This is a genomic window from Ruminococcus gauvreauii (assembly GCF_025151995.1).
GTDB lineage: Bacteria > Bacillota > Clostridia > Lachnospirales > Lachnospiraceae > Ruminococcus_G > Ruminococcus_G gauvreauii.
This window is the reverse complement of the sequence record NZ_CP102290.1, coordinates 2,357,896-2,375,242: the sequence shown is the minus strand read 5'-3', so window position 1 is coordinate 2,375,242 and position 17,347 is coordinate 2,357,896. Positions and strand designations below refer to the sequence as shown.

13 protein-coding genes and 1 pseudogene are annotated in these 17,347 nt (G+C 45.5%); 4 read left to right on the top strand and 10 right to left on the bottom strand.

Translation table 11 applies throughout. The annotated features are described in order from the left end of the window. Positions 1–43: 43 nt before the first annotated feature. The 6 genes from NQ502_RS11510 to NQ502_RS11485 form a co-directional block, all read right to left on the bottom strand. Entirely contained in the window at positions 44–1,942 is a 1,899-nt protein-coding gene (locus NQ502_RS11510) for an ABC transporter ATP-binding protein (RefSeq protein WP_028528582.1), read from the bottom strand. A gap of 5 nt (positions 1,943–1,947) precedes the next feature. Then, positions 1,948–3,699, bottom strand: a complete 1,752-nt coding sequence (locus NQ502_RS11505; RefSeq protein WP_028528583.1) for an ABC transporter ATP-binding protein — start codon at positions 3,697–3,699, stop codon at positions 1,948–1,950. A 251-nt stretch (positions 3,700–3,950) separates the two neighbouring features. Continuing rightward, on the bottom strand, positions 3,951–4,748 hold the full coding sequence (locus NQ502_RS11500; RefSeq protein ID WP_028528584.1) for a metal ABC transporter permease: 798 nt from the start codon (positions 4,746–4,748) through the stop codon (positions 3,951–3,953). Further along, positions 4,745–5,410 carry a metal ABC transporter ATP-binding protein gene (locus tag NQ502_RS11495; RefSeq protein ID WP_028528585.1) on the bottom strand — a complete coding sequence of 222 codons (666 nt, stop codon included), beginning with the start codon at positions 5,408–5,410 and terminating at the stop codon, positions 4,745–4,747. The genes NQ502_RS11500 and NQ502_RS11495 overlap by 4 nt, the downstream gene beginning before the upstream one ends. A gap of 15 nt (positions 5,411–5,425) precedes the next feature. Next, the gene (locus NQ502_RS11490; RefSeq protein WP_028528586.1) at positions 5,426–6,355 is read right to left on the bottom strand and encodes a metal ABC transporter substrate-binding protein; all 930 of its coding nucleotides are present in this window, start codon (positions 6,353–6,355) and stop codon (positions 5,426–5,428) included. Then, on the bottom strand, positions 6,348–6,803 hold the full coding sequence (locus NQ502_RS11485; protein ID WP_044983231.1) for a Fur family transcriptional regulator: 456 nt from the start codon (positions 6,801–6,803) through the stop codon (positions 6,348–6,350). Before NQ502_RS11485 ends, NQ502_RS11490 begins: the two co-directional genes overlap by 8 nt. A 159-nt stretch (positions 6,804–6,962) precedes the next feature. On the opposite strand from NQ502_RS11485, the pseudogene NQ502_RS11480 reads away from it, so the two are divergent. Next, positions 6,963–7,247: pseudogene (locus NQ502_RS11480) on the top strand (M48 metallopeptidase family protein); the annotation flags it as partial. Positions 7,248–7,251: 4 nt separating this feature from the next. Here the strand turns inward: NQ502_RS11480 and NQ502_RS11475 are convergent. Further along, the gene (locus tag NQ502_RS11475) at positions 7,252–7,986 is read right to left on the bottom strand and encodes a DUF1275 family protein (protein WP_049898121.1); all 735 of its coding nucleotides are present in this window, start codon (positions 7,984–7,986) and stop codon (positions 7,252–7,254) included. 121 nt (positions 7,987–8,107) lie between these two features. Here NQ502_RS11475 and NQ502_RS11470 point away from each other — a divergent pair, with 121 nt between their 5' ends. From NQ502_RS11470 to NQ502_RS11455, 3 genes are all read left to right on the top strand, one after another. After that, on the top strand, positions 8,108–9,028 hold the full coding sequence (locus tag NQ502_RS11470; RefSeq protein ID WP_044983232.1) for a LysR family transcriptional regulator: 921 nt from the start codon (positions 8,108–8,110) through the stop codon (positions 9,026–9,028). Between the two features lie 107 nt (positions 9,029–9,135). Continuing rightward, positions 9,136–9,969 carry an alpha/beta fold hydrolase gene (locus tag NQ502_RS11465; protein WP_044983233.1) on the top strand — a complete coding sequence of 278 codons (834 nt, stop codon included), beginning with the start codon at positions 9,136–9,138 and terminating at the stop codon, positions 9,967–9,969. 391 nt (positions 9,970–10,360) lie between these two features. Continuing rightward, a complete protein-coding gene (locus NQ502_RS11455; RefSeq protein ID WP_049898122.1) occupies positions 10,361–11,071 on the top strand; it encodes a restriction endonuclease subunit S in 711 nt (236 codons plus the stop codon). Here the strand turns inward: NQ502_RS11455 and NQ502_RS11450 are convergent. From NQ502_RS11450 to hsdR, 3 genes are read right to left on the bottom strand one after another with little or no spacing between them, the layout of a single operon-like run. Further along, the gene (locus NQ502_RS11450; protein WP_083963279.1) at positions 11,064–12,629 is read right to left on the bottom strand and encodes a restriction endonuclease subunit S; all 1,566 of its coding nucleotides are present in this window, start codon (positions 12,627–12,629) and stop codon (positions 11,064–11,066) included. The genes NQ502_RS11455 and NQ502_RS11450 overlap by 8 nt on opposite strands. Beyond that, complete coding sequence (locus NQ502_RS11445; protein ID WP_028528590.1) at positions 12,629–14,059, bottom strand: class I SAM-dependent DNA methyltransferase; 1,431 nt, start codon at positions 14,057–14,059, stop codon at positions 12,629–12,631. Before NQ502_RS11445 ends, NQ502_RS11450 begins: the two co-directional genes overlap by 1 nt. After that, positions 14,059–17,337 carry a type I restriction-modification system endonuclease gene (gene hsdR, locus NQ502_RS11440; protein ID WP_028528591.1) on the bottom strand — a complete coding sequence of 1,093 codons (3,279 nt, stop codon included), beginning with the start codon at positions 17,335–17,337 and terminating at the stop codon, positions 14,059–14,061. The genes NQ502_RS11445 and hsdR overlap by 1 nt, the downstream gene beginning before the upstream one ends. Positions 17,338–17,347: the final 10 nt, after the last annotated feature.

The window sequence follows — 17,347 nt, the reverse complement described above, 5'->3', positions numbered from 1 at the left end:
CCTGACACTGCAGCTTTTATCATTTGATGATGAGATTCATCAGTTATGCCGATATGGCGTTTCCTGTATACAGCTGATAATATTTCCCCTTTTCCTCCAACAGCTGCTCATGTGTCCCGCGCTCGATGATCCGTCCCTGCTCAAGCACCATGATGCAATCCGAATTGCGGACTGTGGATAGGCGGTGTGCGATCACAAATGTAGTTCTTCCCCGCATCAGTTTATCCATGCCATCCTGCACGATACGCTCTGTCCGGGTATCAATGGAACTCGTGGCCTCATCCAGGATCAGTACCGGGGGATCTGCGACCGCTGCTCTTGCAATCGCGATCAGCTGACGCTGTCCCTGGCTTAAGTTTGCCCCATCGCCTGTCAGCATGGTCTCATATCCGCCCGGAAGTCTGCGGATAAAGCTGTCCGCATTCGCCAGTTTTGCCGCAGCTATCACCTCTTCTTCTGACGCATTCAGTTTGCCGTACCTTATATTTTCCATTACTGTCCCCGTAAACAGATGCGTATCCTGCAGCACGATCCCGAGTGAACGGCGCAGGTCGGATTTTTTTATTTTGTTGATATTGATGCCGTCATAACGGATCTTTCCGTCCTGAATATCATAAAAACGATTGATCAGATTAGTAATTGTTGTCTTTCCTGCTCCTGTGGATCCCACAAATGCTATCTTCTGTCCCGGCGTGGCAAAGAGATTAACGCCATGCAGCACCGTCTTTCCTTTTTCATAACTGAAATCAACATCATCGAAGACGACATCACCCTTCAGTTCCACATAATCCACGGAGCCATCCGTCTGATGTACATGCTTCCAGGCCCAGATCCCCGTGCGTTCCCCGGATTCCTCCAGTCCTTTCGCTGTCCGCCTTGCATTGACAAGGGTCACGTAGCCGTCATCCGCCTCCGGAGTCTCATCCAGCATCTGAAACACACGGTTTGCCCCCGCCATGGCCATGACAATCGCATTAAGCTGCTGGCTCACCTGGTTGATCGGCATATTAAAGCTCTTGTTAAACGTCAGAAAACTGGCAAGGCCCCCGAGTGTAAAACCACCGATACCTTCGAGTGCCAGGATTCCGCCAACAATCGCACACGCCACATAGCTGATGTTCCCCAGCTGTGCAGTTGCCGGTGCCAGCATATTTGCATACGCATTTGCCTTATCGGCACTGTCAAACAGCTGATTATTCAGTTCCCGGAACCGTGTGATATTCTCTTCCTCATGGCAGAAAACCTTCACGACTTTCTGACCTTCCATCATCTCTTCAATGTATCCGTTCACCGCTCCGAGGTCCTTCTGCTGCCGGGCAAAATACTTTCCGCTGTTGCCGGCAAGTTTCTTCGTCGCAAGCAGCATAATTCCTACCATAATAACAGTGACAGCCGTCAGCGGAATATTCAGGATCACCATGCTGACGAACACACTTACGATCGTGATCGCACTGTTCAGCACCTGCGGCATACTCTGGCTGATCATCTGACGCAGGGTATCGACGTCGTTTGTGTACACCGACATGATGTCCCCGTGAGCGTGCGTGTCAAAATACTGTATGGGAAGACGCTGCATATGTGCAAACAGGTCATCCCTGAAATTCTGCAGCGAAGACTGTGTGACGTAAACCATAATCCGATTATAAATGTACGTAGACATAATTCCGATTCCGTAAAATCCCGCAACCTTTCCGATTGCCAGTGCAAGGGGTCCGAAGTCCGGATGCTCCGCCGTCAGCAGAGGCGCAATATAATCATCGATCAGATTTTTGATAAACATCGTCCCCTGCACATTGGCGAGGACACTGACTACAATCAGCACAAAAACCGCAAGGAATTGGAACAGATATCTATTCATCAAATAGCGGACCAGCCGCCCGAATATCTTTCCGGGGTTTTCCACCTGCGGCTTCATCCCCCTGCCCAGATTTTTATTTCCCATTGCCATTACAACTCACCTGCACTTTCGTCAAAATCACCGCCCCCTCCTGTCTGAGACTCATACACCTCACGGTAGATCTCATTGGACCGAAGCAGTTCTTCATGTGTTCCGTACCCGCTGATCTTTCCATCGTCCATCACAATGATGCGGTCCGCCTTCTCGACACTTGCAATCCGCTGGGCAATGATCAGTTTTGTCGTATCCGGAATCTCCTCCGCGAACGCCCGGCGTATCCTGGCATCCGTCGCGGTATCCACCGCACTGGTGCTGTCATCCAGTATCAGTACCCTGGGTTTTTTCAACAGCGCCCTGGCAATACAAAGTCTCTGTTTCTGGCCGCCGGATACATTCGTACCTCCCTGTTCGATGTACGTCTCGTATTTCTTCGGCATCTTCTGGATAAATTCATCTGCACAGGCGAGGATACAGGCTCTCCTGCACATCTCCTCATCCGCATTCTTGTCTCCCCATCGCAGATTGTCTAAGATTGTTCCGGCAAACAGAACGTTTTTCTGCAGCACCACCGCTACCTCGTTGCGAAGCGTCTCCACATCATAAGTTCTCACATCTTTCCCGCCCACGAGTACCTGCCCTGAAGTCACGTCGTAGAGGCGGCTGATCAGGTTGACCAGACTTGTCTTGGCGCTGCCCGTCCCTCCGATGATGCCGATCGTCTCTCCCGACGTAATGGACAGACTGATATTCTTCAGTACCGCCTCCTCACTGCCCTCGCGGTAGGAAAAATCCACATTTCTGAATTCAATACTGCCGTCCGGCACTACATAGTCAGGTGTATCGGGATTAACCAGACTGCTTTTTTCATTTAATACCTCTGCGATACGTCTCGCACTGGCAAGGCTCATGGATATCATCACAAATACCATAGACAGCATCATCAGGCTCATCAGAATATTCATGCAGTAGGCGAGAAGACTCATGAGCTCTCCTGTCGTGAGCGTCGTCCCCACGATCATCTTCGCCCCGATCCAGCTGATCAGCAGAATGCACCCGTACACGGTAAACTGCATCAGCGGAGGCGTCACCATCAGCCTGTTCTCTGCCTTCATAAACAGATCATAGATGTGCCTGCTCGCCCTTTTAAACTTAACAGTCTCCTCTTCCTCCCTGACATACGCCTTCACCACACGAATGGCGGATACGTTTTCCTGTACAGATGCGTTCATATCATCATATTTCGGAAATGCCTGCTGATAGTATCTGGACGCACTGTTCATGATGAAAAACAGACAGACGCCCAGCAGAATGACTGCCCCGAGATAGATACTCGCCAGCTTTACATTGATCGTAAACGCCATCACCATGGCGCAGATCAGGCTCGCCGGCGCACGCGTGCACATACGCAGGATCATCTGATACGAATTCTGCATATTTGTAACGTCGGTGGTCATCCTTGTCACCAGTCCTGCTGTACTGAATTTATCGATATTGGCAAAGGAAAACGACTGTATATTTGTAAACATGGCATCCCGCAGATTGCGTGCAAAGCCTGCGGATGCCTGTGCCCCGTACCTGCCGCCCAGCACTCCGGCGATCAGTCCTCCCGCTGCCGCAAGAACCATATATCCACCTGTCACGTAAATATGACGGATATTCCCCGCATTTACACCGTCGTCAATAATAGAAGCCATCAAAAGCGGAATCACCGTCTCCATGAAAACTTCCAGAATCATAAATACAGGCGTCAGAATCGATGCCTTTTTAAATTCTTTGATTTGTGCTCCAAGCGTCTTAATCATTATGTAAACTCCTTCCCCGATTCCGGCAGATGGTTTAAGAACCTTATTATTCATCAAATTAATTTAGTTGTCTGTCAATAAAAGACTCAACGTTTCTTTCCCTTATTGTATGCCTATCATTTATTATACCTCCGGAATAAGGGACCATTTTTTATGCATATACCATTTTACCATAATCCATTTTTAATTCCCAGCCCGTATCTTTTTCCACTCCTGCTTACCAGAAAAACGCTGAAAATGGAAACCCATTCTCAGCGGCGAATTCTCTTCAAAAGCACAGCGGCCACAAAACATACAACCCCGATCAGTACGATCGTTCCACCCGGTTTCAGCCCCGTATAATATGACAGCGTCAGGCCGGCAACTGTAGAAAGCAGTGCAAAACCAATGGCCCACAGCAGTACTGACCGGTAACTTCTCCCCACCTGCATCCCGCAGGCCACAGGCACTACCAGCATCGAGGAGACGATCAGCGTCCCAACCGTTCTGGACGCAATGGAGATCGTCAGGGCCGTCAGGACAGTGAAGATAAAGTTCACGGTCTTAACAGGAACCCCGGAGATCCTCGCTGCATTTTCATCAAATCCAATGTAAAACAATTCCTTGTACAAAAGCAGTACAGCGGCCAGCACGACAACGCTGACCAGACAGACCATCGCCATCTCCCCTGTGCTTATAGACACGATGCTCCCGAACAGGAAACTGTTGAAATTAGCAGTGTTTTTCACAAACCCCGACAGCACGCCTGCCAGGCCGATACCTGCGGACATGACAATGGCGATCGCCATCTCCGAATAGCGCGGCAGCTTTTTCCGGATCGCCTCTATACTCAGCGCTGCGATGATACACAGTACGCCCGCCCCAAGCACCGGATTAATGCCGAGCAGAAGCCCTGCTGCGACGCCGGCAAGTGATGAATGTGACAGCGCATCACCGATCATGGACATCCGCTTTAATACGATCGTGATTCCGATACAGGGGGTAATGACAGCGAGAAGAATGCCTACGATAAACGCCCGCTGCATAAATCCATACTCCAGCATACTCATCGTTCCACCACCTGTCCTTCCTCCATATGATAAATCCGGCTGATGCCGGCGCACTCCTTCACGGAGGCATGCGTCACCATCAGAATGGTCACGCCCTCCTCCCGGTTTAATCTCTCAAGCGTTTGATACAATTCTTTCACAGAAGCGGTATCGACACCGGTGGTCGGTTCATCCAGCACCAGAAGTTCCGGATTTCCCACCAGTGCCCTCGCCAGCATGACTCGCTGCTGCTGCCCTCCGGACAATTCTCCGATCCTGCTTTTTCTGTATTCCTCCATGCCTGCCCAGCGCAGCGCCGTTGCCGCCTGCTGTCTCTGCTTTTTCCCGGGCAGCCGGAACCATCCGATCTGAGAATACAGATTGGTGAGTACGATTTCCTCCACGGTTGCCGGGAAAAAGGGGTTCAGGGAAATACTGTTCTGCGGAACGTATCCGATCTTATCCGCATGAAACACCTTTCTCGTATCACCGCCAAACAGACAGATCGTTCCCTGCTGAGGTTTCAGTTCTCCCAGCAGAAGTTTCAAAAATGTACTCTTTCCCGTCCCGTTCTCACCCAGCAGCACCGCGTATTCCCCCTGTGCGACCTGAAGGGAAACCTCACGCAGCACCTTCTCATCCCCGTAAGCAAATGAGAGGTCACGGATATCAATCACATTCATATCGTACCTTCTTTCCTATTTTAATGCATTCTGCAGCACTTCGAGATTATCTCTCATGACGGACATATAATCTTCTCCCGCCTCCAGCTGCTCTTCACTGAGCCCCTCCAGAGGATTCAATACCTGTGTATCGGCCCCTATCTCACGGGCAATCGTCTCTGCCACTTTGGGACTTACCAGTTCTTCAAAAAACACCGTACGCACGTGGTTTTCCTTCGCAAACCGTACGATCTCCTCCATCCTCGCCGGATCCGGCTCCGAATCGGGTGAGAGGCCTTCGATTCCGATCTGATTCAGGCTGTAGGCACTGCAGAGATAGCCGAATGCCTCATGCGCCACAATGACATTCCGGTCTGTCATCTGAGACAACCCTTCTGTGAATTCCCTGTCCAGTTTCTCAAACCCTGCAGCGTACGTATCAAAACGTTTTTTATAGTAATCTGCATGTTCCGGATCGGCTTCCACAAACGCATCCAGAATATTACTCATCTCGGCTCTGGCATTCATGGGGTCCAGCCACACATGCGGATCACACATGTCTTCTTCCCCGTCCGAATGTGAATGATCACTCTCCAAAAGCGTGATTCCGTCTGACGCCTCCACCTGAATAAGTGATTCATTTTCAAGGGCTTTCATAACGTCCTCCACCCAGTGTTCCATTCCCGCACCGTTATAGACAAATACTTCCGCCTGTTCAAGGCTGGCGATATCAGCGGGAGCAGGCTCCCAGTCGTGCGGCTCTGTTCCTGCCGGAACCAGATTAACCACTCTGACCTTCTCTCCTCCCACCTTAACGGCAAAATCATACATCGGATAGAAACTCGTCACAACGGTGAGCTCCCCCTCCTGCTTTGCCTGTCTGATCTCATCCGCACTGTTTTGACATCCTGTCAGACACAGCATGAGACTGACCATCGTCAGTACGGACATTTTTACCTTATTCATTAAGACTTCCTCTCTCCTCACTGCACGTTTTACAATAACCGAAGATTTCTATCTTATGTCCTGTAATACGGAATCCATCCTCATCCAGCCGGATCAGATTCTGTTCAAACGGACACTTGGATATCGGGATACGCCTGTGACAGTTCAGGCAGATAGCATAATGCTCGTGCTCCCCGTGATTCCACTGGTAATAGGCAACGTCTCCGCCTATCAGAAATGTCTTCGTCACAAGGCTGCGTTCCTCCATAGCCGCCATAATCCTGTATACAGTGGAGAGTGCGTGTCCCTCCTCCTGTGAGTACCCCTTCATCTTCTTATATATCTGTACCGCACTCAGCGGCATATCCGCTTCCATCAGGAGCCGGCATACCTCTTCCCGCTGCTTTGTCTTACGAAAACCATTGGACCATATCAGCTGTTCTGTATCTTTATGATTTTTTCCACACATAAGAATTCCTTTCGACAAAATGCACATGCTAATCATTTGCATTTATACTATATAAAATTATACCCCCTCTGTCAATCTTTATACAGACATAGGGGTTTGCAAATCAAGGGAGACCGATTATAATGAAAGATATTTTCAGAATATCCGGAGGAAACTGTAATGAGGAATGATCACCGATTAGAAAATGGAAGGCAAAAAGATATGATTTATATGAAAGCGCACCAGGTTTTCAGCAGAAAAGCATTATATTACAGCCGCCTCATGAGTGTCACTTACAACCGCATCACAGTCAGAGAGCAGAAAACAAGATGGGGAAGCTGCAGCTCCAGACGCAATCTCAATTTCAACTGGCGCCTTTTGCTGGCACCGGATGAGATCGTAGATTACGTTGTGGTCCATGAACTTGCCCATCTCAGGGAAATGAATCATTCGGCGAAATTTTATGCAATTATCGAGTCCATTTTACCGGATTACAAAAACCGGCAGAACTGGCTGAAAGAGAACGGATATCGTCTGTTTTTAATGGGGCCGGACAGCATTCTCTCTCAGGCAGAGCACTCTTTGACACCAGCACAGCTGCCGTCAGGACAGGTAAGAGACAAATCCAGGATGCTCTGACACCCAGACTGACACCTGCCAGATATCCCGCCGCGGCTCCTGCATGAAAGGCGAGCAGCACTGTGCCGTAAAATCTCGTCTTTCCCAGATGTGACCGGTCTTTGTCAAACAGATATTCTACTATGGATTCTGTAAACTGACGCAGATTGTTGGTAGAAAAAATGCAGGAGCTCTGATACCCTTCTGCCCCCTGAAATGCGTTCCATTGAACCGCAGTCATAAAGAACAGCGGATACAATGCCACGAAATGATTGACGCTGTCAGGGAAAAACCCGACACCGAAAACACATACCGCGTCCACTCCCAGGCTAAACCATCTGATATTGATCTTCGTATGTCTGACAGCAGCTGCACAGACCAGTCCCGCCATGTAGACGAGCAGGCCGAGCACCCGCAGCAGCACTTCATAAACATCACGTCCAATCACACCCGTGACAATTCCGATCATGTTGGCAGTCTGTGCTGACCCGAAAAGATCACAGTGGTTCATAAGCGCATAGATTCCCACAAATCCCCCGATGAACGTCATCGTAAACTGTACCCATGTATCCAGTTTCTGTTTCATATCCCTGTTCCTGTCTCCCTTTCATATGATCTCTGTTTATTATAATCACGAAACTAAATATTGTAAATTCGGTATTTTATCCATATAATATAAATAACTTTTATATTACAGGAGGATCGATATGAACTATCAGGATATCCAGACTTTCTTGACAATCACATCCTGCGAATCACTCTCCAAAGCGGCGGAACAGCTCTACACCTCACAGCCCGCACTGAGCCATCGTCTGTCCCGTCTGGAGGAAGAGCTCGGTACAACGCTCATCATCCGGCGCAAGGGAGTCCGCAGCACACTGCTGACAGAATCCGGAAGACGTTTTATCCCTGTCGCCAGAAAATGGATGCAGCTGTGGCAGGAGACACAGAACATCAGCAGCCTGGACCCGGTCACAACATTCCGTCTCTCTAATGTGGACAGTCTCAATGTCTGTTTTATGCCCCAGGTATGCGCAAACTTCCTGAACAGACATGCCTCCTGCAGTCTCGATGTTGTGACTCTGCGCTCCAATGCCGCCTACCGCGCGGTTGAAAACCATGAAGTAGATCTCGCATTCATCGCAAATCCGCACTTTTTCCGCAGAGTGCAGACGATTCCGCTGTTTAAGGAACGCATGACTTTTATCTGTTCAGACTCAGCTGCCTACGATGAATCACTGTCTCCATCGGATCTTGACGCAGAAAATGAGATCTATATACCCTGGAGCAATGCATTTCTCATGTGGCATGATTACTGGTTCGGCTCCAATGCACGGGTAAAGGTATCGCTTGACAACATGTCACTTTTCGCACACTTTCTGCATTTAAAAAACGCATGGGCAATCGTGCCTTCCACGATCGCCCACGCATTGATGGAGAAGAATTGTTTCAAAACATTTCCGATCGAAGATATGCCGGAATCCAGAATGTGCTACGCGGTCATGGAGGATGGTCATCAGACAGATGACCACACGAATGCCTTTATAAAGGAGCTTTTGGACATTGCCAGCGGATTCCCTGACGTTGAAATCACAGCGCCGCATCTAACTGCACCTGCATGCACATGATTTCCTGTCATTTAAGATCGCTCCTGCATATGATAACATGCAGGAAGGTATCAAACCGCACTTGGAAACACTGCCTGCGCAAAATATCAGAAAAGTGAGGAAACGATATGCGAACTCAGGCACCACCATTCCGGCGCAGCGTTTTATCAAATGACGGAACACGCATTGCAGTTTATGACTATAATCCACGCTGTTCCAAAACGATTCTTCTGATACACGGCTGGCCGCTTTCCCATAAGATTTATGAATATCAGACAGAGCGGCTGGTTTATATGGGGTACCGCGTTGTCACACTGGATCTTCGCGGATTTGGAAATTCTGATACGCCGGTCTGCGGCTACTGCTACGATCAAATGGCGCGCGATATCTACCATGTCGTAAATGCCCTCGGACTTCGTCATTTTATCCTGACCGGCTTTTCCATGGGCGGAGCCATCGTCCTCCGGTACATGCGCCTGTTTCGGGGATATGGGGTCAGAAAACTGATTCTGCTGGCGGCTGCAGCACCGAGCTGGACCAGGCGTCCCGGTTTCCCCTATGGATTGACTCGTTCTTATGTTAACCAGTTGATCGAACAGGCAATGACCGACCGGCCTCAGCTGGCCTATGATTTCAGTCACAATCAGCTGTTCGCCTCGGATCATTCTGATCCCGTAAAAAACTGGTTCCAGGATATCTCACTGAGTGCCTCCGGAATCGGCACCGTCCAGTCAGCAATTGCGCTGCGCGACGAAGACGGCCGTGAAGATCTCCGCTTTGTTCAAGTCCCCACCTGGATCATACACGGAGCAAAAGACACCGTAGTCTCCAGTGACCTTGCCCGGATCCAACACGAAAACATCCCCGGTTCCGTGCTGATCACACTGCCGGACAGTGCACACGGCATCATGTATGATGAACTTGAACTGTTCAACCACTACTTTTTCGAAGCTATCCGTTAGAAAGTAAATCTTCGCACAGAAATGGGGGTGTCGGTTAATACCGATCCTCTACGATCTTCTGCTCACAGTACGACCCAAGCGGATGGTACGACCAGCTCGGCGGCGATGACAGCCCTCTTGCCGAAGCCATTCTTGATCGCATCAAACACGATGCCTATAAGATTAACATCGTTCCGACTGATCCTTCTAACTACCGCTCCATGAGAGAAGTATATGGACTGGATCCGGCATTAAGCGAATAATTGTAACCCATTAATCGGCGTTCCCCCTCCCGGAGCTACTCTTCTCTTGGAGGGCGGCTCTGCCGCATATATCACCTCCGGAATACTGATTTCCTATACTTGGACAGCTTGTACCACAGAATCCGGATGATGAGCCTGCTTCTGTTCTGTTGGAGCGTATCCGTGCCGAAAAAGAAGAGCTCATCAAACAGGGCAAAATCAAACGTGATAAGAAGGAATCCATCATCTTCAAAGGTGAGGATAACTCTTATTATGAGAAGATAGGTAGTGAAGTACGTTGTATCGATGAAGAAATCCCCTTTGAAATTCCGTATACATGGGAATGGGTACGCTTGGAGAAGTGTTGCAGCAAAGAAATTCGTCGAGGGAAATCCCCCAAGTATATTAATGAAAGTGGAACTCTTGTTTTTGCACAGAAATGCAATACAAAGTATAATGGCATTGATATTGGTTTGGCGTTATATCTGGATGAGAATACGCTGGGCAGATATCCGACAGACGAATATATGCAGGAGGGGGATGTAGTGGTTAACTCCACGGGAACAGGTACATTGGGGCGTGTAGGTTTTTATCAAACTTCAAATAACCATATTGGGCTTCCGATAGTTCCTGATTCTCATGTAACGGTTATACGTGGCTTTCACAGTATTCAAAGCTTCTATTTATACATTTTTATGAAAGCAAATCAGAGCAAGCTTGAAAAGGAAGGCGAAGGTACAACAAATCAAAAGGAATTAAAACCGCCTACACTGAAAGAAATGCTTGTACCCATGCCGCCATATTCTGAACAGAAACGGATTAAAACTGCTGTTTCCGTAGCATTTTCCCTCATTGCTTCAATAGAAAAGAGCCTCAGCTAAGGCTCTTTTCTACACTCTCAATCAATGTAAATACTGCTTGCAAATTAGTGCATATCATTTTCTGCTCCTCGACCGGCGGCACAGGGTATAACCAGCCTTCTATATTATCTTTGCTTATGGATGGAGAGTTATCGCCTTTCATGTACCGGTTCAGACCGCCTACCACATAACCGGAAATCATCAAATAGAACATAAATTCAGGCAAAAACACTCCGTTTGAATTGCAGACATAAAAGCCGGTAGAAGCTATGCAATGGCTATGTTTTTCTTCAATCAACACAATATTTTCAAGGTAGGGTCTAACCAAAGAAAACAAAACGCTTCCGTTCTTTACCGCTCTGTTGGCTCGGCTCGGCGCATCAGACACTGCAAGGTGCTTGACTTCCTTAATTTCGTGAAGCCGATTATTAATGGCATCAATGTCTATATAATCGAAAAATTTCCCTTGTGGTTTCTTGCTTTCCATGCCTTCAAAACACGAATAGCCTCTGCACCACAACCAACTATCAGGCAAATCAAAAGGTATCTCATCATCGATATTCACAGTCTTGCAACCGATCTTCTCATAATAAGAGTTATCCTCACCTTTGAAAATGATGGATTCCTTCTTATCACGCTTGATTTTCCCCTGTTTGATGAGTTCTTCTTTTTCTGCACGGATACGCTCCAGCAAAACAGAAACAGACTCATCATCCGGATTTTGTGGCACAAGCTGACCACGAATAGCGAGGTCCAGGATTTTAGCTTTTGCACGACTGATTATTTGAGTGATTTCAACTCCAGCGGCACTGATCTTTTGTTCCACATCTAATAGAGGAACTATAGCCTGTACAATTCGTTCTTGCTCGAAAGTAGGAGGAACGGGGAACAGAAGAGGTTCAATATCTTTATTATTAATTTGAGGTACACTTGATCCGCTATTGATTTTACCCAAATCAATAGCGAGAAACCAGCAGTAACAATACATCAGGTTTATTGGTGAGATTGGTGTAAATGCCATCGTATTCAAATCAATTAATATTTCATCTCGCAGTACAAGTTTCTTTTTGTTAGTTGCTATTGCACCGCCTCGTTTTGGAAAAATGACACTGTTAACTGGAACCAAATGTGAAATATTATATTCATTAAGATAGCGTGAGGATGTGCTGATTTCATATTCGTTTCCTGGAAGATTCATATCCCCTACTTTTACATACAAACGACTTCCAGATATAAGTTCTTTTTCAGCAGGGTACGTTGTTCCACTCATTAGAGTAACAACACTACCAAATCTACTCCACGCCCATCCCTCTGGCACTTCAAATGGTATCTCCTCCTCGATACATTTTACGCTGCCATCGGTAAACTTCTCATAATGCAAATTATCCTCACCAACGAAGATAACTGAATCATTCTTAATATCTTTCTTTTTTAGCTTTCCTTCCTTAACCATCTGCTGCTTTTGCTCACGGATTCTTTCAAGCAAAACTGATGCCGGTTCATCGTTCGGATCCTGTGGCACAAGTTTTCCGCGAATAGCAAGATCCAGAATTTTTTGCCTTAATGCCTTGGTGTCCATTATTCTTCCACCTCTCCTATTAAATGTTCCAGTTCCGCAACTGCTTTTGCGATACTATTCGATTTTTCTTTAATCATATCCAGCAAATCTGCTAATGTATAATCATCAACGTCTGATTTTGCTTTCATCCACGTAATATCCAAGCTTGTCTTATCACGAGCCAAAATGTCTTCAATCGTAAACTTGCGCCATCTTCCGTTTGGATTTTCTTCGCTATACGTTTCTTTACGCTTGCTCAAATCACCATCTGCATAACATTCCACAAAATCATCAAAATGCTCTGCCTTTAATGGATTCGTCTTACCGAAGGAAGGCATATCATTTCTCAAATCATAAATCCAAACTTCTTTTGTATTATGCTTGTCCGATTTTCCACGAGTAAAGAATAACACATTGGTTTTAACTCCCTGAGCATAGAAGATGCCTGTCGGCAAACGAAGAATCGTATGTAAATTACATTTATCCATTAAGTCAAGGCGAATTCGTTCTCCATCACCATCTGCAAAGAGAACATTATCCGGAAGAACCACTGCCGCACGTGCTTTACCATTTGTTTTTAAGCTACGGTAAATATGCTGAAGGAAATTCAGCTGTTTGTTACTTGTAGGAAATGTGAAGTCATCACGTGTTGCACGTTCACCACCTTTTTTTGTTCCAAACGGTGGATTCGTTAGTACAACATCATAATCTTTCATGTTCATACCCGCACTGGATAACGTATCTCCAAGGAGAATTTTTCCTTCGATATCATGCAACATTGCATTCATCAATGCCAATCGATGGGTATCATGCACTAATTCACAACCGGTAAAAGCTTCTTCTCTTTCAAATTTAGCTGTATCTGCATCCAAATCAAAGAAATCATCCGTCTTTGAACGAACATACTGGCTTGCCGAAATCATAAACCCAAATGTACCGCAAGCCGGATCATTACACCTCTCTCCCGGCTGAGGTTTTATAAGTTTTGTCATAACATCAATCAATACACGCGGTGTAAAATATTGACCTGCACCAGATTTTTTCTCATTCGCATTCTTCTCCAAGAGTCCTTCATAAAGATTTCCAAGCCCTTCCTCTCTGGCAGAGAACCAGTCTAATCCGTCGATAGTCGTAATAATTTTTTCAAGATTCTTCGGCTCATCAATATTTGTTGCCGCCCCCTGATAAATTTCACTTACACGCCCGGTACATTCTTCCCCCAAATGAGCGAGTAATTCTTTATAGAATTTTTTTAATTCTATACCGCTTTTAGATGTAAGCTTGTCCCACCGATAAGCTTCCGGAATCTGTACCTCGGCCCCTGTTTCCTTTGCCATTTTCAGAAATAAAATATATGTCAATTCGGTTACATACTGATGATATGTAATCCCATCATCTCTGAGTACATTACAGAGATTCCAAAGCTTTGAAACTATTTCTTGTGTTGTCATTATGCAACTCTACCTCCGTCATCGTAAAGATATTCATTTAATTCTAGTATGATACTTTCCAATTTGTTTTGGAAAACTTTGTTTATTTTTGCAAATCCACCATTGCTCTTAAATCGACTGTCTTCATCAAACACCTGAACATTGAGCACAGATTCCTCCATCAGATATTTCTCCATACGACCAATCCAGCTCATCTCCTGTTTTGAAAAATCATGTGCCTTTTTCAATTTGTCTACTGCTCTGCGAATTCTTGCCTCATGACTAATCAATGCAGAACCAATAGCATATCTACGAATAAGACTGATAATATCAGCAGCGATTTCTTCATTGGTCAACTCTGATATTGCGGTATTCAACTGTTGTGTCGTAAATCCTTCTCTATCGAGAGTTAGGCGCAGCGACTTTAATGTTTCTCTTGTCAAATCTTTTGGCCTTGTGCAAACAATATTTAGTGCCGCAATTTCATTCATATGTGTATTTACATATTTCGAAAATGCGTCCAGATAATCTTCCGGCTTATCAGCGCTTCCATATCCTCTCGTGTGTCCGGTTAACACATCTTCTTCCTCAGAAATAACAATTGCTCTATCTCCATTTGCCTTTGTCTCTTGGATATATTCAAACATTTTCCGATATGCAAGCAAACGATTTTTAGCCTCGGCAGGTTTTTGCTTTTCGATCTCAACAATAAATTGTGTTGGATCCATACCTCCTGTCATGCTAATGAACTGTTCCATCGTTCGCTCATCCATCTGTCGTTTTTTACGTTGTAATTTTGCAATAATCTGATTAACTTGAGCTTGCACCACTTCTTCTGTGTCAACTGCTTCCAAACCGTCCAAAAGCTGTGTAAAGCTTGTTGTCGGATTCACTACAACCGGCTTCATAGTGTTTACTGGTTCCAAAGAATCATAAACTCCCACCGGATCATAAATCTCAAAGTGTGTTTTATGAATCTTCGGACATAGTCTGGTTGCTCGCCCCAGCATCTGCTCGAAAAGAATACGAGATTTTACTCTTCGCATAAACACTAACGTAGTAATTTCCGGTACATCGATACCTGTTGTAAGCAAATCAACTGTAACTGCAATACTTGGAAAACGCTCATTTTTAAAGAGTTTAATTGCTTCTGCTACTTTTTTCGGATTTCCTCCTCCAACGCTCCCCGTTATTTTTTTGATTGCATCGTTATCAACACCTGTCTCCGAATAAATCTCTTTCAGAATTGAAACAATCATGTCTGCATGCGAATCATCTACTGCATATATAAGTGACTTCCCCTGCTCTTCTGGATTTTCAGGATCTATATCTCTTGCAATCTCAGCCAATACAGTTCTATTAAAGTTCTCCGTAATGACCTGCCTATTGAAATTTTCGATATCAAAATCAAGCTCATCCTCTAACAATTCACTATTTGTAATTTCTTGGGTGACGGGATCGTAGAGTGTTACTGTATCACCAGATTTATAATGAATGCCTCCTGTGCTAAGTTTTGTTTCCAAATGATGTGGCGCATCATGGTCTACAAGGTATCCTTCTATTACGGCTTCGCGGTACGTATATTGAAATACCGGTTTTCCAAATATCTCTGTAGTTTGTAATGCTGGAGTTGCAGTCAGTGCAATTTTTACTGCATCAAAATATTCAACGACACTTCGATATTTACTTTGATATTCTCTCTGATCTCGATACAGCACTTCTGTATCACCCATTTCTTTGTCAAGGATGTAGCCACGGTGCGCCTCGTCTATAATGATCAAATCAAAGTCTGTTACAGCCGGCATAACGTCTCCTTCGTTATAAAGAATGCGTTTTACCATACTTTGAACAGTCGCAACTTGGATACGAGTTTCCTTATCAACCGTCTTCTCATCTAATCCCTTAATGTTATAAATTTCGTCTAAGGTCATCAATTCCTCAAGTTTTACCTCTTTAAATACATCCGAAGCCTGTTCTCCTAAGGAAGTTCTATCCACAAGGAACAAGATCCGTTTAAAACGATTCGTTTTTAGGAAACGATAAATCATACCCAGCACTGTACGTGTTTTTCCCGTTCCGGTTGCCATAGCTAGCAGAATTTCTCTTTGCCCCGCAATTACCGCTTGCTCCGCTGCCTTAATTGCTTTTACCTGATATTCTCGCAGATTCAAACCATCCTTATCCGTCAACAAGTCATATGACATAGACTGTAATGCAGTATTTCCGCCCTGAATATCCTTTTCCAATTGCTCCATGATACCATCCGGACTAATCCATCCATGTAAAGCCTTCGGCGCATTAGAAGGCTCTCTCAAATCCAAAAACCAAATGCCGGATTTTGTTTTAAACTGTTCAAGGTATGGGCGCCCGTTTGTTGCAAAGGTAAATGGAACTTTATATTCTCCCCAAGTCCCTAATTGATACGCCGCATCTCCTTCACGGATATTTCTCGGATAATCTTTTCCCTGATAGTCAATTACAGACGGAATATCTTTATGCTCTGCTTTTGCTTCAATAATACCAACAAATTTTGTTCCTACGAACAACGCATAATCCGCATATCCTTTCTTGCTTACCGTAGAATCTGTTGGCCATTCAGCAATCGCCATATTACGTCCTTTCGTTGGTCTAGTACCTTTTGAATATCGAATTTCCTGTGTATTCGCTTCCCAACCAACCTGACGTAACTGCTCGTCAATCATATACCGAGTTTCAGCTTCTGATTTCTGGCGCTGACTCGCCATTTTGCCCGCTTGTTTCTGCCGTTCCTTCTTATCTACCTTTTCAGCCTGCTCTGCGCAAGCAATGGCCGCTTTGGTAAGCGCCTCTTCCTGTTCTTCTTCCTTCGCTTTATCCAAAACAACAATTTTCTTGTTCTTCTCTTCATCTTTTACAGGCATAACAAAATCCTGATGCTGATAATTCCAATCACCATAGGTCTGCATAAACCATTCCGATAAACTATGTGCCATCTGTAAAAAGATTGGGCAATCTGACTCTTTTGCATAATTCTCATGAACCGCCTTATTTCTCACTTTACGAAGCGCATGTAAAATATCAATCAAATCTTTTGTCAGAAGACCCTCCGAGGATAAAACATTGATTCGATTCACTGCTGAATTGTCATAAGGCAGAGGAATCTTATCATATGTAAACATAAGATTAACGATTGTTTCTCCAATCATACCTAATTTCATCAAACATGAATTCGGATCGGTATAACAATACTGTTCTGCCAAACCACCAAAATTGGCAAGAATCGGAAAATCCGATTCCAAAAATTTAAAATTGGAAGCCATTCATCGCATC

What these genes read in the sequence shown, in the direction of transcription:
- NQ502_RS11465 (WP_044983233.1), top strand. Translation starts at nt 9,136, where the DNA reads ATGCGAACTCAGGCACCACCATTCCGGCGCAGCGTTTTATCAAATGAC.
- NQ502_RS11500 (WP_028528584.1), bottom strand. Translation starts at nt 4,748, where the DNA reads ATGAGTATGCTGGAGTATGGATTTATGCAGCGGGCGTTTATCGTAGGC.
- NQ502_RS11495 (WP_028528585.1), bottom strand. Translation starts at nt 5,410, where the DNA reads ATGAATGTGATTGATATCCGTGACCTCTCATTTGCTTACGGGGATGAG.
- NQ502_RS11505 (WP_028528583.1), bottom strand. Translation starts at nt 3,699, where the DNA reads ATGATTAAGACGCTTGGAGCACAAATCAAAGAATTTAAAAAGGCATCG.
- NQ502_RS11450 (WP_083963279.1), bottom strand. Translation starts at nt 12,629, where the DNA reads ATGGACACCAAGGCATTAAGGCAAAAAATTCTGGATCTTGCTATTCGC.
- NQ502_RS11470 (WP_044983232.1), top strand. Translation starts at nt 8,108, where the DNA reads ATGAACTATCAGGATATCCAGACTTTCTTGACAATCACATCCTGCGAA.
- NQ502_RS11490 (WP_028528586.1), bottom strand. Translation starts at nt 6,355, where the DNA reads ATGAATAAGGTAAAAATGTCCGTACTGACGATGGTCAGTCTCATGCTG.
- NQ502_RS11445 (WP_028528590.1), bottom strand. Translation starts at nt 14,059, where the DNA reads ATGACAACACAAGAAATAGTTTCAAAGCTTTGGAATCTCTGTAATGTA.
- hsdR (WP_028528591.1), bottom strand. Translation starts at nt 17,337, where the DNA reads ATGGCTTCCAATTTTAAATTTTTGGAATCGGATTTTCCGATTCTTGCC.
- NQ502_RS11485 (WP_044983231.1), bottom strand. Translation starts at nt 6,803, where the DNA reads ATGTGTGGAAAAAATCATAAAGATACAGAACAGCTGATATGGTCCAAT.
- NQ502_RS11510 (WP_028528582.1), bottom strand. Translation starts at nt 1,942, where the DNA reads ATGGGAAATAAAAATCTGGGCAGGGGGATGAAGCCGCAGGTGGAAAAC.
- NQ502_RS11475 (WP_049898121.1), bottom strand. Translation starts at nt 7,986, where the DNA reads ATGAAACAGAAACTGGATACATGGGTACAGTTTACGATGACGTTCATC.